Consider the following 13,644-nt stretch of genomic DNA (forward strand, 5'->3'; position numbering starts at 1 on the left):
TTAAGAATAATGTTTGTGCACATTTAAAATAGATCGTATGTAATTTTTTTAGAGAAATGGAAAAAGGCACAAAACTGGGCAATACACCAAGCTGTGACAAAAGAAAGACTAACCCAATTTGGATTAGTCTCAATGTTAAATTATTGCCCCATATTTTTTGAATTCATGGTCGTGATTTCGGCTCCTGTATCTGTATTTATAAATTTAACTGATACGTTATCAACTGGTGTTCCGTTAAAAATGTTATACATACCACCGTACATATACAAACCCAGTGCAGAGAAGTTTTCAGTCATGGATAACTCAGTAGACTTAGTAGTAATCACAAATTCGGTATAGTTTTCATTGGCTGTGATATCTGTATAATTCGGATAATCTTCTGAGCCGATCATCTCCGATAAAGATGTATTGATATTGGTATTTAATTCTGCCATCATATCTTTATGCTGCTGTTTTGTTAATATGTATTTTGCGCTTCCATCCTCATTCAAGGTAATGGACTTGTAACCCTTTTCTTTGCTTAATTCGTTTAATTCTTCTTGTGTTTGTTCGCCAACAAATTGAGCAGGAATCGTTAGCTCGACATTGAAAAGTCCTTTCTCTACTTCGACACCTCCCATGGCTTCTAAGTTGTCTTTGGTTTCATCTTCAGATCCCTCGATGGAACTTTCAGAAATGGTCGTTTCCGATGTCGTAGAAACAGTACCTGTTTTTTTGCTGCATCCAGCTACTAGAATCGTTGTAAGGATAAGAATAGCAGTTGTGAATAACTTTGATTTTTTCATACTTAATAATTCCCCTTAGTTTTATAGTATCAAAAAGCCTTAGGCTAATTAATCTCTTTTACATTAATAATAACTCACCTTAATTTGTTAATAAATTTGTTTCACTATCTCCGAAATACCTTCTTCAATATATTCCTTCTCCACATTTGAGATATTAAGTTTTAAGATAGAGTTTCTTTCTAGAAAGGAACGTAAATAATTATTATTTACTCCATCAACTATAATTGATTTATCTTTTAGTCGGTGTATCACCTTCTCACATGATATCTGCTCATTCAATTCAATATAAGTATGAAAAGCAATATTTTTTACCGGAGCATACGAAAAGTTAGCCAGATTCCGCTTTTTTTGTTCGTTTTCCAATGCCGATATTAAACAGTTCGCTCTTGAATAATAAGTTGCTTTCATTTTTTCTTTATGTCTTTCAAACATGCCGTTTTTAATATAGATTTCTAATGCTGCCTGTGAAAGCATAGAACTGTCTATATCAAGAATCCTTTTGTACTGACTAAATATTTTGATTAATGAATCGGGGATTACGGCAATGCCAATTCTTAATCCAGGGAAGATGATTTTTGAATAACTCTTTAAATAGATGACATGTGTAAAATTATCGTAGGAATAGATTGGGTCAGCTTTTGAATTTTGTTCAAAATCAGCTAAGTAATCATCTTCTACAATGAATACATTATATTTTCGTGCCAGTTCTAAAATTTTCTTTTTCTCTTCTTGAGAGTAGGACGTTCCCAAAGGATTATGATATCTTGGCATTGTATAAAAGAATTTAATGTTTTCTTCTCTAAACATTCTCTCTAATTCAAATAAATCAATTCCTTTACTGGTTCTTTTGATACCAAGTACTGGTACTTGCAGTGCTTGTAAGGATTCAATGAATAGATGATAACCTGGTTGCTCTATTAATATGGTTTCTCTATTATTAGGAAAAGGAATTATAGCCAAGATGGATAATGCCTGCTGAATTCCAGATGTTATAAAAATATTTTCCTTCTTGGCAAACACCTGATAATTGGTTAACTGTTTTTGGACCACATCGATCAAGGAAGGTAATCCCCTGGGAGTACCATAGATAAACAAATCATTCTTATAGATGTCAATTGCCTGATTGATGCAGTGCTGAAAATCTAGATACGGAAACACCGCAGGATCAGGAGAAGAAGAGGAAAAGTCCAATATAAGTTTATCCCCTTGAATTAATTCGGTTTTTGATGTTACAATATAATAACCGCTTTTGGGAAGAGAATAAATTATATGTTTTCGTTCCAGTTCAGCCAATGCACGAATAACAGTACTTTTGTTACAGTGATAGGATTTCGATAAAATGCGAATGGAAGGGATTTTCTCACCTTGTCGATAGTCGCCACTTTTTATCATGTTTTCAATATCGTTTAATAATGATAGATATTTATACATAGTACACACCTTCATTTCTGTACCGGTACACATTGAGTTTGTTTCCATTGTAACATAGCGCTGTATAAATTAAAATAGGAATATGAAAACTACAACGATAAAAGCAATTGGAGAATAGATGGAGGAATACAGATATGAAGATGGTCTATGAAAAACCGAAAGCGGAAGATTATGTTAGCTTAAGACTTCGTTCAGGAATGGGTGATAAGGATTTGGATAGAAGCAAAAAAGCATTAGCAAATTCATTATTTACAGTATCTCTTTACGAAAAAGAAGAGTTGATTGGATTTGGAAGAATTGTAGGTGATGGAGGAATCACTTATGTGGTGAGTGATATTATGGTGGATGAAAATTATCGAAGGAGAGGTTTTGCAGATCTAATCATGAAAGAAATCAATCACTACTTTGAACAAAATACGTTTGAAGATAGTTATATCTGTTTGATAGCGAACAGTCCTGCAGATTTGTTATATCATAAGTATCAATTTGAGTATTTGCCACAAAATAAGTACGGCATGTTACGTAAACAAAGCTGAATAAAATAAGTACTTGTTATTAACATTCTGGAATACGGGCAGCTGATGCAGGGTTTATAATAGAAATATTTATGATAGAAGAAAATGAAAAAAATGCACTTGTAACTCTTTTGGCAAATGAAAATCATGGAGGAAAAATAGATGAAAAAGGGACTTAAAATAATCGGTAAGATATTCCTATTGATTTTAGGGATTATCGTCGGATTTGTAATAATCTCAGCAGTATCGCATAACATTCAGAATTCAATTGAAAAAAACAAATACAAAATCGGTCAGTCGATAGAAGTTGATGGTAAAAATATGCATGCGTATGTGACCGGCTCAGGAGAAAAAACAATCGTGTTACTAAGTGGCTTAGGGACCGCATCACCAATTGCTGATTTTATGCCTTTAGCAGAAAGATTAAGTAAGGATTATAAAGTTGTAATCCTTGAATCCTTTGGGTATGGTTTTAGCCGTACGACGAAGAAAGATCGATCTAATGAAAATATAGTAAATGAAATAAGAACAGCACTAAAAGAATTAGATATTAGCGGACCATATATTTTGATGCCTCATTCCATATCGGGTATATATTCAATGTATTATGCAAAAAATTATCCAAATGAAGTGGAAGCAATAATCGGAATTGATGAATCTGTGCCGAATCAAACCAAAACCAATAAAGATGAGGATATGTCACACAATTTGACGTTACTTAACACGTTAGGAATTATGAGGGATCTTTCATACCTTTCACCAAGTGCTGATGACGGTATGAACCAAAACAATTATTATTCCGCGGAACTAGTTAAATTGAAAAACAAGGCAACCCTTTGGAATAGTCTAAATGTCTCTATAATAAATGAATTGAATACGGTAAATTCAAATACAAAAGAACTTTACGACGTGAAATATCCAAATGATTTACCTGTTCTAGCATTTTTATCAAAAGATACAGTGGACACAGAACCTGATTGGTTACCACTTCATGAAGAAGTGATTTCAAATGCTGCCATTCAAAAGATAGAACCCCTTAGTGGAGGGCACTATTTACATTGGACAAATGCTGATAAAATTGCCGAAATGACGGAAGAGTTTATATCCACACATTTAAAATAAAGGTGTAAACTTTCGAAGCGAGTAAAGTTTAGTACTGCCATACGGACATTTCTTTAAACATGACAAACCGAGATAAAAAGAGCCATTGCATCATAAGTAATATATAAACTTATGATGCAATGGCCCTTAATTTACTCTATAAATGAATCTTTATTCCAGTTCAAATGCGCCCGTATAAAGCTGATAATACGTTCCTTTTTGTTCAATCAAGCTTTCATGGGAGCCTCTTTCAATAATCTTGCCATGATCTAGAACCATAATCGCATCACTATTTTTCACAGTCGAGAGCCTATGCGCAATAACAAATACAGTTCTACCTTTCATTAGGTTATCCATACCCGTTTGAATTAAGGCTTCTGTTCTTGTATCAATTGAAGAAGTTGCTTCATCTAAGATCATAGCTGGTGGATCTGCGACTGCTGCACGTGCAATCGAAATTAGCTGCCTTTGTCCCTGGGAGAGGCTTGAACCATTTCCTGTCAACATTGTTTGATAACTATCCGGAAGTCTTGTTATGAAATCGTCTGCATTGGCTAATTTTGCTGCAGCCATACATTCTTCATCAGTAGCATCCAGTCGGCCATAGCGGATATTTTCAAGGACAGTATCTGTAAATAAATTGACATCTTGTAATACCACCCCCAGTGAACTTCTAAGATCTGGTTTTTTGATCTTAGAAATGTTAATTCCATCATAACGAATCTTACCTTCCCATATATCGTAAAAACGATTGATTAGGTTTGTAATGGTGGTTTTCCCTGCACCAGTTGCCCCAACAAATGCAATTTTTTGCCCTGGTTTTGCAAAGAGAGAAACATTATCTAGCACTAATTTTTCAGGCACATAGCCAAAGTCAACATCTTCTAGTCTGACATCTCCCTTTAATTCCGTAAGAGTGGTTGTTCCATCCTGATGAGGGTGTTTCCATGCCCACATTTCTGTTTTTTCCTTCGTCTCAATTAAGTTACCATTGAGATCTTTTTTCGCGTTTACGAGAGTTACATAGCCATGGTCTTCCTCAGGTTGTTCATCCAATAACTCAAATATACGCGTTGCACCAGCAAGTCCCATAGCAATCATAGATACCTGCATCGATGCTTGACCAATCGTCTGTGAAAGCTGTCTTGACATGCCTAAAAACGAAACAATAATACCAATGGAAACGATGCTGATACCTGTAAGGCTCAGGTTTGGTGTCTTTAAATAGACCATTATTCCACCAACGACTGCGAGCAGAACATACATGAGGTTTCCCACATTACCTAGAATCGGCATTAGAACATTTCCGTTCTGGTTTGCTTTTTCTCCATCTTTAAAAAGCTGTTCATTTAATTTTTTAAACGCTTCTTTGTTCTCATCTTCATGACAAAATACTTTAACGACTTTCATTCCCTGCATCATTTCTTCAATAAAACCTTCTTCTTTTGCTAAAGATTTCTGTTGCTTTATCATGAAAGTTGCAGTGGTACTGCCCAGTTTCTTTGCAATCTTTAGCATAAAAAAGATTACAAGCATCACTACGAAGGTGAGCCAGATGCTGTAGTAAAGCATAGTAAGGAACATGACAGTTACAGACAAAATAGACTGGATTAGTGTCGGAATACTCTGTCCGATGAACTGTCTTATGGCATCAGCATCATTGGTATAAGTACTCATGATATCTCCGTGTGCATTGGTATCAAAATACTTAATAGGAAGCGTTTGCATTTTGTCGAACATATCATTTCTAAAATTCTTCAATGTCCCCTGTGAGACCATTGCCATAATCTGATTATAAGTCAACGATGCAATAACACCACAGATATAGATTAAGCCCATGGTTATTAGTATTGATGTAAATTTACCTGCGACAGGTTCAAATCCTTGGTTCACACCAGGGATGATACATTCATCAATTAACCTCTGAATAAAGATCGTTCCAATTGTAGAAGCAAAGGAACTGATTACAATACAGATAATAGTTGCAATTAATTGAATTTGATAATGTAAAAATAAATATTGGATCAGGCGCCCAAAGCTGTGTTGTTTTTTCTTATTCATGCGTTAGTCCTCCTTTTTTCCATTGGTCTGTGACTGATAAACTTCATAATAGATACCTTTGTTAGAAAGCAATTCATTGTGGGTTCCCTGCTCGGTGATCCCACCACCATCTAATACAATAATCTGGTCTGCGTCTTCCAAAGATGATGTTCTCTGTGCAATAATGATCTTGGTTGTCTCCGGAATTTCTTCACGAAGTGCCTTTCGGATCATAGCATCGGTCTTTGTATCGACTGCAGAAGTAGAATCGTCCAGAATCAAAATCTTAGGTTTTTTCAGTAAGGCTCTTGCAATACAGAGTCTCTGTTTTTGCCCTCCTGAAACATTGGTTCCACCTTGTTCTATATAGGTATCATATTTGTCAGGAAACTGCTCAACAAATTCATCTGCCTGAGCTAGCTTACATACTCTGACAAGTTCTTCATCAGTAGCATCTTTTTTTCCCCAACGCAGATTTTCCTTAATTGTTCCGGAGAATAAGATGTTTTTTTGTAATACCACTGCAACCTCATCGCGAAGGGATTCAAGATCATAATCTCTAACATCGATTCCGCTAACAGTGACCTTACCCTCGGTGACATCGTAAAGTCTGGAAATCAATTGAATCAACGATGTCTTTGAAGAACCTGTACCACCAAAGATACCAATAGTTTGTCCGGATTTAATATCCAAATTGATATTCGTCAATGCGGGCTTTTTGTTCTTTTTAGAGTAGCTAAATGAAACATTCTCAAATTGAATGCTTCCATTTTTTACTTCCGTCACACCATTGTTAGGTGAAGTTAGGTTGCTCTCATAACTTAACACCTCACAGATACGATTGGCAGATTCAGTTGCCATGGAACATATAACAAAAACCATTGACAACATCATAAGAGAAGAAAGAATTTGAACCCCATAGGTGATCAGTGAAGATAACTGTCCAGTTGTTAATTCGGTTGCTCCGCTGTTAATGATGGTCTTTGCTCCAATGAGACTTACAAGAAAGATAGCAAGAGAGATACAAAACATCAAGATTGGATTGTTCAGAGCAATAATTCTCTCCGCGATTGTGAATTCCTTACACAGCTCAGCGGTTGAATTATGAAACTTTTCTTGTTCATAGTCCTTTCTTACGAAAGACTTCACAACACGGATTCCTTGTATATTTTCCTGCACAGAGTTATTCATAGCATCATATTTTTTGAAAATACGTTTAAAAATAGGGAATACGGTAAAGACAATTGAGAATAATGCAGCTGCAACAAAGGGAATCATAATTAAAAAGATGAGGGACATTTTTACGCTAATGGTTAAGCTGATGATGACCGAAAAAATAAGCATAAGTGGTGTTCTTACTGCAATTCTAATAATCATTTGATATGCGTTTTGTACATTGGTCACATCCGTTGTCATTCTTGTTACCAAAGATGCGGCTGAAAAATTGTCAATATCAGCAAAAGAAAAGTTTTGTATTTTATAAAACACATCTTGCCTTAAATTCTTGGCAAATCCGCAGGATGCCGTTGCACCAATCCTTCCTGACATGTATCCAAATAATAGGGATAACATTGCCATAATAATTAAAATAACTCCATAACGTATGATAGGTGTCATTGATGAACCGGTCATCTTATCAATTAAACTAGCCATAACCAGCGGCAATAAACATTCTAATATTATTTCCAAAGTTATATACAATGGTGTTAATATAGAAGCTTTTTTATATTCTCTAATACTCTTCATTAACGTTTTTATCATGTTACTTTCTCCTTTACATTTGTTTTATAAGCGAGTATTATTTTATTGAACTATCGTTGTTTAGTCAATGATCAATGATTATAATTAGTTCAATATGAAACGAATTCGAGAAATCGTTGATTATTACAAAGCAAATAAACTATTTAATTTAAAGTTGGGGGTTTTATGAAAGAAGATTTGAGAGTTGTTAAGACGAGAAGAAACATAAAAAGTGAAATGATGGAATTATTGCAGAAAAAGCCCGTAGAAAAGATCACGGTTACTGAACTTGCCTCCCAGGCTATCATAAACAAAGGGACATTTTATCATCATTACTCCGATATTTATGATTTATATCAGGAACTTGTGTCTGATTTTATTGAGAACTCACTTGGTTCCCTGGATTACTATGAAGATTTCTTTACAGAACCAGAACGTTTTATTCAAAAGTTTCTTTGTGATTTCAGGGATAATGACATCAAAAAAAAATTCCCCTTTTATAATGAGGGATCTCATAGTCTTTTTCTACCATATTATGTAACGGAAGTACTTTTAAATAGACTTATGTCTGTAAACTGTGTTGAAGATACCATTGAAAATCGAGTAAGAGTACAATGCTGTATTACTGCTGCTACAGCCACAAAGTCTCATTTTGATGAGACACATACTAACATTATTATTCAAGTTGTAAGTAAGATGATTCGTTCGACATTCCCCCAAATAAACTAATATTATGAATTCAAGTATACTTATCTACACAAAAAAATAGCCATAGGGTAAAATCCCTGTGGCTATTTTTTTACCTAAATAGACCGGACACTTATTAAAAAAGTAGGATAAATGATAGGGGTGCATGTTCTCATAAAGTGATCTATAAAAAATTTCTTAAAGGATTAGATACGTCGGATACATAAACGCTCAGACGATGCAGCTTTTAGCATATTCATCTGCCACCTCCAGCAACTTCTCAATACAATCATTGGATTCCCTATTATAAAGGCATGTCACCTTAAAATAATCCTCAAATCCTACCAGTGGAACAAACCGTACCGTATCATTTGCAAACTGCTTCATATGGCTGGCTAGGAGAGAGATGCCAATCTGACAATCCACCATGAGCATCATATTAAGTAGAGAGTTGGCCTCGTAAACCGTGTTTGGAGAAAAGCCTTCTCGTGAATAAATGTTGTCAATGAGATTGTGGTCAATTCTTGAAAACTTTGAATCCATATGTATAAAGGGCTCGTCTTTTATCATCGTAAGGGAAACGGATTTTAGCTCGGAAAACTTGTGATTCTGGGGCAGGACGACACACATTTGATCTGTAAAAACAGTCTTTTTTAAAATGTGAGGGGGGCAGTCGATTTCAATATCCGGCAGGATGGCGACATCTATCTGGCCACTTGCTAAGGTTTCCATGATGTGATTGTACGTGTAGTCCATGGGGTTGACCTTGATGGTGGGATAAAGCTCATGAAATCGTTTGATGAGTTTGGGAAAATGATGGACCAGGGCCGTTCCTAAAAGTCCAATGCTAATGACTCCGGTGGTCCCGTTTTCCAGATCCTTTACCTTTTTTACGGCGGAATCATAAGAATGTAGCGTTTTTTTGATTTCGTCATAAAAAACTTTTCCGGTGGGGGTCAGTTTTACGTCTCGTTTATTTCGCATAAAGAGCTGGGAACCGATGGAATGCTCTAAGTTTATGATCAGCTTGCTTAAGGTGGGCTGGGTGATATGGAGCTGCTGGGAAGCCTTTGTGTAGCTTAGGGTTTCGGCCAGGACGATAAAGTATTCTAATTGAAAAAGGTTCATTTATATTCTCCTTATTCTCTGAACAATTCTTGCTTTACTTCTCCAGTATATCATGAGTTCTCTCTGAAATCTTAATATTATGAAAAATCAATAGATATATTACATGAAAAAATGTTATTACTGTAATGAATATTATCAATTTCTGATAAAAGCAAAAAGGTGATAGACTAAAAATACAAAAAAAGTAACAGTAAAATACTGATAATCGTCACAATCTACAAAAAGAAAAGAAGGTGTTACATATGATTCGAACGATTGCTGTCATTGGAGCCGGAACCATGGGCCATGCCATTGCAGGATGCTTTGCTTTATATGGGTATCATGTTTCCATATACGAAAGTTTTGAAGAGGTGCGCAGTACCTGCAAGGAGAAAATCAGGAAACAGTATGAATTTCTCCAAGAGGAAGGGGTGATTAATCCAGAAAGGATTGAGAAATCCCTAGCAAATATTGAGACGTTCAATGAACTGGAGTTTGCGGTAAAGGATGCAGATTACATCATTGAAGCAATCCCCGAGAGACTAGATTTAAAGCAGCAGCTTTTTGAAAATCTCATCAAGTACGCTCCGGCTGATGCCATTATCACCAGCAACACCTCAAGTATCGCATTTTCCGATCTGACTGCCAAAATAGAGGAAAAGGATAAGGCCAGGATCATGGTATGCCACTGGTATAATCCGGCTCATTTGATTCCTTTGGTGGAGTTGTCATTTTTTGGAAATATGACAGAAAGCCGATACCAGGAGGTGGAAGATCTTTACCACTCCATCGAAAAACGGCCGGCTAAGGTAAAAAAAGACATTCCGGGACTTTTGGCCAACCGGATTCAACAAGGAATCGCAAGAGAGGTATTTTCTCTCATGGCCATAGGGGCGGCTGACCCAAAGGATATTGACATTGCTTTGAAATACGGCCCGGCATTCCGATATGCTACCACAGGCCAGCTTGAGGTAACAGACTTTGGGGGGCTGGATATCTGGTGCACCGTGGGGGATAACCTTTTATCTGTTATGGACAGCTCAGCGGAGGCAAGCCCCCTTCTTCGGGAAAAGGTCATGGAAGGAAAGTTGGGTTTTAAGACTGGAGAAGGGTTCTTTTCTTATCCGGAGGAGAAAAAACAGGAGATTCAGAATCAGTTTCACAAGCGGTTAATTCGTCAGCTGCAGGCCAGTAAGAAGTACGATTAAAAGCATCTAAAATAGATAAGATGGAGGGGTAATCATGATAAAGAGAACGCTGGAAGAATTAAAAAGCTACAATGCTCCAGGGCATTTTGGTATGACGGCTATGAGGATTCATGGAAAAGAGGAGACAGGAGCGGAGAAGTTCTGGATGGGGCTGTCCACCTTTTTACCGGGAGGCGGAGCGGAATATGCCTATGAAGACAATCCCTTAGAGAAGGTTTATTACGTCTTGGAAGGGGAGATGACAGTGACGGACAAAGCGGGAACAAAGTATGTGGTTCATCAAAACGAAAGCATATCCTTCCTGCCAAATGAAGGACGTTATTTGGTCAATGAATCCAACCGCCCGGCAAGTATGCTGGTCATCATCAATTATCCGCAATAGGAGGGGGAATCCGTATGGTAAGCAAGGAATTTATGGGGAATTTATTTGACGTATCTGGCAAAGTTGCTCTAGTGACAGGAGCGACAGGAGCTCTTGGAAAGGCAGTTTCCATCGGTTACGGTCTAGCAGGAATGAAAGTCATGGTCACAGGCCGCAAGGAAGAAACCTGCAAGGCACTTTGTGAGGAGTTAGAGGCACAGGGCATTCCATGTGCATATTCCACGGGGGACCCGGCTTTGGAAGCAGATGTTATTAAAGTGGTCAACGATACCATCACGGCATTTGGGGAAATTAATGTGCTGGTGACGGCAGCAGGATATAACAAGCCTCAGCCTATTATGGAACAGGATTTATCCACATGGAAGCAGATTATGGATTCCGACGTTCAGGGAACCTGGCTCTTCTGCAAATATGTAGGCGAACAGATGATAAAGCAAGGGAAGGGCGGAAAGGTTATTATGGTTTCCTCAGCCCGCTCCAAAATGGGTATGGCGAATTATACAGGTTACTGTACCGCAAAGGGCGGCATTGATTTGATGGCCCAATCTCTGGCTTGTGAGTGGACTGCAAAATACCAAATCAATGTCAATACAATCAATCCCACTGTGTTCCGTTCTAATTTGACCGAATGGATGTTTGATCCGGAAAGTGCTGTTTACCAGAATTTCTTAAAGCGCCTTCCCATCGGGCGCCTAGGCGAGCCAGAAGATTTCGTGGGACCATGCATTTTTCTTGCATCAAAGGCCAGCGATTTTATGACGGGGGCCAATGTAGCCACAGATGGCGGGTATTGGGCTAACTAATTGTGGCCAAATCATTCGAACATACAAAATATAAAGTGAAATTACGGAGGTAAACACCCATGAGCAAGAAAGTATTCGTAGACTTAACCCATCCATTCAGTGCCGATATTCCTCGCTGGCCATATTTTGATAAGCCAGTCATCGACAATAAGCACTCCTTGGCAAAGGGTGGTGTCTTAACTCAGTACATAGGATGTACCATGCACACTGGAACTCACTGTGACGCACCGAGACATGTCATGGAAAAGGAATTTGACGGAAAGCGTGCCCGTTATACCCATGAGATGCCGGTAGACGCTTATACGGGAGATGCCGTTTGTCTGGAAATTGAAATCGAGACGTGGGGACTCATCACAGGAAAGCATTTAGATGATGCATGTAGGAGAGCCAACATCAAACCGGAAGAATTAGAAGGTATGATTGTCTGCCTAAACACAGGAATGCACCGTAAATTTGACGATTCCAAGGAGTATTACCACTATTCCTGTGGCACCGGAATTGAAGCTGGAAAATGGTTTGTAGAGCACAAGGTAAAATGCGTTGCCATGGATATGCAGGCTTTAGACCATCCCCTTCACACGGCCATGGGCAACAACGGCATGACAAGAATGAATTTAGTAGGTGCTTCCGGAAGACCTATTACCGAGGAATATATTGAGAAATTTGGTGAAGAAGCCTATGCAGAATTTGATAAGGAATTATACATAAAGCTTCACGGCCAGGAAGCCTATGACAAGAAATTCGGTGAACTGGAAGCAATTGGTTGCTGGGGCACCTGGGAACCATGCCATAAGGAAATGCTGGGACACGGCATTGTGGGCGTGGAGAACTTAGGTGGCAACTTAGACAAAGTTTCTGGAAAAAGGTTCCGTTTCTACTGCTTCCCTCTTCGCTGGTATTTAGGTGACGGTTCCATGGCCCGTTGTGCGGCAGAAATCGATGAGGACGATTTAAACGATGTTCCTGAAAGAACCTATCAGTATGGAGGATTTTAAAATGGGAGATTTGAGCAATAAGGTTATTCTGACCGTAGCCACTACGGGAGCTTGGCCCACAAAGGAAATCACCCCCTACGTGCCAATTCAGCCCCCAGAGATTGCAGAAGAGGTTTACGCCTGTTGGAAAGCTGGAGCTTCCATGTCCCACATTCATGTAAGGGATGACGAAGCAAGAGCTTCTATGGATTACAATAAATTTGAAGAGACTGTGCGTCTCATCAGAGCCAAGAAGGATTGTGATATTGTCTTAAATCTAACAACCTCCGGGGGAATTGGATTAGATGACGAAATGAGAATCAAGCCTTTTAAAGAATTAAAACCGGAGCTGGCGTCCTATGACTGCGGTTCTATGAACTGGCAGAATAACTGCGTTTTTGAAAACAGCCCTGCTTTTTTAGAGAAACTTGGCAACACCCTGCAAGAAGCTGGTGTAAAACCTGAAATTGAAATTTTCGATGTCGGCATGATCTACAATGCTCTTTATTACTTGAAAAAGGGTGTCTTGAAAGCCCCTCTCCATTTTCAGTTTGTGTTAGGAGCGGCAGGGGGAATGACTGCTACCGTAGACAACCTGGTTTATCTGAAGAATCTGATTCCAGAGGGCTGCACCTGGAGCGCTCTTGGGATTGGGAAAGGCCACCTTCCCATTCTATACACTGCCCTAGCACTTGGGGGAAATATCCGTGTGGGAATGGAAGACAACATCATGTACAGCAAGGGTGAGCTGGCAAAGTCCAATGTGGAATTTGTAGAGCGGGCAAAGCGCATCATTCATGAATTTGGCAAAGAGGTTGCCACACCAGAGGAAACAAGACAGATCCTTGGGGTGTAGTAAGGGGAGGAAAAA

Annotated in this window: 13 protein-coding genes; 8 read left to right on the forward strand and 5 right to left on the reverse strand. The window is 38.3% G+C overall.

Translation table 11 applies throughout. The annotated features are described in order from the left end of the window. Positions 1 to 140 precede the first annotated feature (140 nt). Positions 141 to 785, reverse strand: a complete 645-nt coding sequence (locus tag BET01_RS10530) for a hypothetical protein (RefSeq protein ID WP_120196760.1) — start codon at positions 783 to 785, stop codon at positions 141 to 143. An 87-nt stretch (positions 786 to 872) separates the two neighbouring features. Further along, positions 873 to 2,216, reverse strand: a complete 1,344-nt coding sequence (locus BET01_RS10535; RefSeq protein WP_120196827.1) for an aminotransferase-like domain-containing protein — start codon at positions 2,214 to 2,216, stop codon at positions 873 to 875. A gap of 134 nt (positions 2,217 to 2,350) precedes the next feature. Between BET01_RS10535 and BET01_RS10540 the strand changes: the two genes are divergently transcribed. Together BET01_RS10540 and BET01_RS10545 are read left to right on the forward strand one after the other, a co-directional pair. Next, positions 2,351 to 2,752, forward strand: coding sequence for a GNAT family N-acetyltransferase (locus tag BET01_RS10540; protein WP_120196761.1), 402 nt, complete (start codon positions 2,351 to 2,353; stop codon positions 2,750 to 2,752). A 141-nt stretch (positions 2,753 to 2,893) separates the two neighbouring features. Then, positions 2,894 to 3,853: an alpha/beta fold hydrolase gene (locus BET01_RS10545; protein ID WP_120196762.1), complete on the forward strand. Its 960-nt coding sequence runs from the start codon at positions 2,894 to 2,896 to the stop codon at positions 3,851 to 3,853. 150 nt (positions 3,854 to 4,003) lie between these two features. Here the strand turns inward: BET01_RS10545 and BET01_RS10550 are convergent, their stop codons facing one another. Together BET01_RS10550 and BET01_RS10555 are read right to left on the reverse strand one after the other, a co-directional pair. Beyond that, a complete protein-coding gene (locus BET01_RS10550; protein WP_120196763.1) occupies positions 4,004 to 5,893 on the reverse strand; it encodes an ABC transporter ATP-binding protein in 1,890 nt (629 codons plus the stop codon). Positions 5,894 to 5,896: 3 nt separating this feature from the next. Then, entirely contained in the window at positions 5,897 to 7,633 is a 1,737-nt protein-coding gene (locus BET01_RS10555; RefSeq protein WP_120196764.1) for an ABC transporter ATP-binding protein, read from the reverse strand. A 165-nt stretch (positions 7,634 to 7,798) separates the two neighbouring features. Here BET01_RS10555 and BET01_RS10560 point away from each other — a divergent pair, with 165 nt between their 5' ends. Continuing rightward, entirely contained in the window at positions 7,799 to 8,341 is a 543-nt protein-coding gene (locus tag BET01_RS10560; RefSeq protein ID WP_120196765.1) for a TetR/AcrR family transcriptional regulator, read from the forward strand. Positions 8,342 to 8,530: 189 nt separating this feature from the next. On the opposite strand, the gene BET01_RS10565 is transcribed toward BET01_RS10560, so the two are convergent. After that, the gene (locus BET01_RS10565; RefSeq protein ID WP_120196766.1) at positions 8,531 to 9,427 is read right to left on the reverse strand and encodes a LysR family transcriptional regulator; all 897 of its coding nucleotides are present in this window, start codon (positions 9,425 to 9,427) and stop codon (positions 8,531 to 8,533) included. Positions 9,428 to 9,669: 242 nt separating this feature from the next. Between BET01_RS10565 and BET01_RS10570 the strand changes: the two genes are divergently transcribed. The 5 genes from BET01_RS10570 to BET01_RS10590 are packed head-to-tail and all read left to right on the forward strand — an operon-like array spanning position 9,670 to position 13,629. Beyond that, positions 9,670 to 10,614 carry a 3-hydroxyacyl-CoA dehydrogenase family protein gene (locus tag BET01_RS10570; protein WP_120196767.1) on the forward strand — a complete coding sequence of 315 codons (945 nt, stop codon included), beginning with the start codon at positions 9,670 to 9,672 and terminating at the stop codon, positions 10,612 to 10,614. Positions 10,615 to 10,648: 34 nt separating this feature from the next. After that, positions 10,649 to 10,996, forward strand: coding sequence for a cupin domain-containing protein (locus BET01_RS10575; RefSeq protein ID WP_120196768.1), 348 nt, complete (start codon positions 10,649 to 10,651; stop codon positions 10,994 to 10,996). Between the two features lie 14 nt (positions 10,997 to 11,010). Next, the gene (locus BET01_RS10580; RefSeq protein ID WP_120196769.1) at positions 11,011 to 11,799 is read left to right on the forward strand and encodes an SDR family NAD(P)-dependent oxidoreductase; all 789 of its coding nucleotides are present in this window, start codon (positions 11,011 to 11,013) and stop codon (positions 11,797 to 11,799) included. Positions 11,800 to 11,858: 59 nt separating this feature from the next. Continuing rightward, complete coding sequence (locus BET01_RS10585) at positions 11,859 to 12,794, forward strand: cyclase family protein (protein WP_120196770.1); 936 nt, start codon at positions 11,859 to 11,861, stop codon at positions 12,792 to 12,794. Position 12,795: 1 nt separating this feature from the next. Then, the gene (locus BET01_RS10590; RefSeq protein WP_120196771.1) at positions 12,796 to 13,629 is read left to right on the forward strand and encodes a BKACE family enzyme; all 834 of its coding nucleotides are present in this window, start codon (positions 12,796 to 12,798) and stop codon (positions 13,627 to 13,629) included. Positions 13,630 to 13,644 lie beyond the last annotated feature (15 nt).

Source organism: Lacrimispora algidixylanolytica, from assembly GCF_003609635.1.
GTDB lineage: Bacteria > Bacillota > Clostridia > Lachnospirales > Lachnospiraceae > Lacrimispora > Lacrimispora algidixylanolytica.

Bases quoted from the DNA above. Each gene is read 5' to 3' on its own strand.
- BET01_RS10530 (WP_120196760.1), bottom strand. From the start codon at position 785: ATGAAAAAATCAAAGTTATTCACAACTGCTATTCTTATCCTTACAACG.
- BET01_RS10535 (WP_120196827.1), bottom strand. From the start codon at position 2,216: ATGTATAAATATCTATCATTATTAAACGATATTGAAAACATGATAAAA.
- BET01_RS10540 (WP_120196761.1), top strand. From the start codon at position 2,351: ATGAAGATGGTCTATGAAAAACCGAAAGCGGAAGATTATGTTAGCTTA.
- BET01_RS10545 (WP_120196762.1), top strand. From the start codon at position 2,894: ATGAAAAAGGGACTTAAAATAATCGGTAAGATATTCCTATTGATTTTA.
- BET01_RS10550 (WP_120196763.1), bottom strand. From the start codon at position 5,893: ATGAATAAGAAAAAACAACACAGCTTTGGGCGCCTGATCCAATATTTA.
- BET01_RS10555 (WP_120196764.1), bottom strand. From the start codon at position 7,633: ATGATAAAAACGTTAATGAAGAGTATTAGAGAATATAAAAAAGCTTCT.
- BET01_RS10560 (WP_120196765.1), top strand. From the start codon at position 7,799: ATGAAAGAAGATTTGAGAGTTGTTAAGACGAGAAGAAACATAAAAAGT.
- BET01_RS10565 (WP_120196766.1), bottom strand. From the start codon at position 9,427: ATGAACCTTTTTCAATTAGAATACTTTATCGTCCTGGCCGAAACCCTA.
- BET01_RS10570 (WP_120196767.1), top strand. From the start codon at position 9,670: ATGATTCGAACGATTGCTGTCATTGGAGCCGGAACCATGGGCCATGCC.
- BET01_RS10575 (WP_120196768.1), top strand. From the start codon at position 10,649: ATGATAAAGAGAACGCTGGAAGAATTAAAAAGCTACAATGCTCCAGGG.
- BET01_RS10580 (WP_120196769.1), top strand. From the start codon at position 11,011: ATGGTAAGCAAGGAATTTATGGGGAATTTATTTGACGTATCTGGCAAA.
- BET01_RS10585 (WP_120196770.1), top strand. From the start codon at position 11,859: ATGAGCAAGAAAGTATTCGTAGACTTAACCCATCCATTCAGTGCCGAT.
- BET01_RS10590 (WP_120196771.1), top strand. From the start codon at position 12,796: ATGGGAGATTTGAGCAATAAGGTTATTCTGACCGTAGCCACTACGGGA.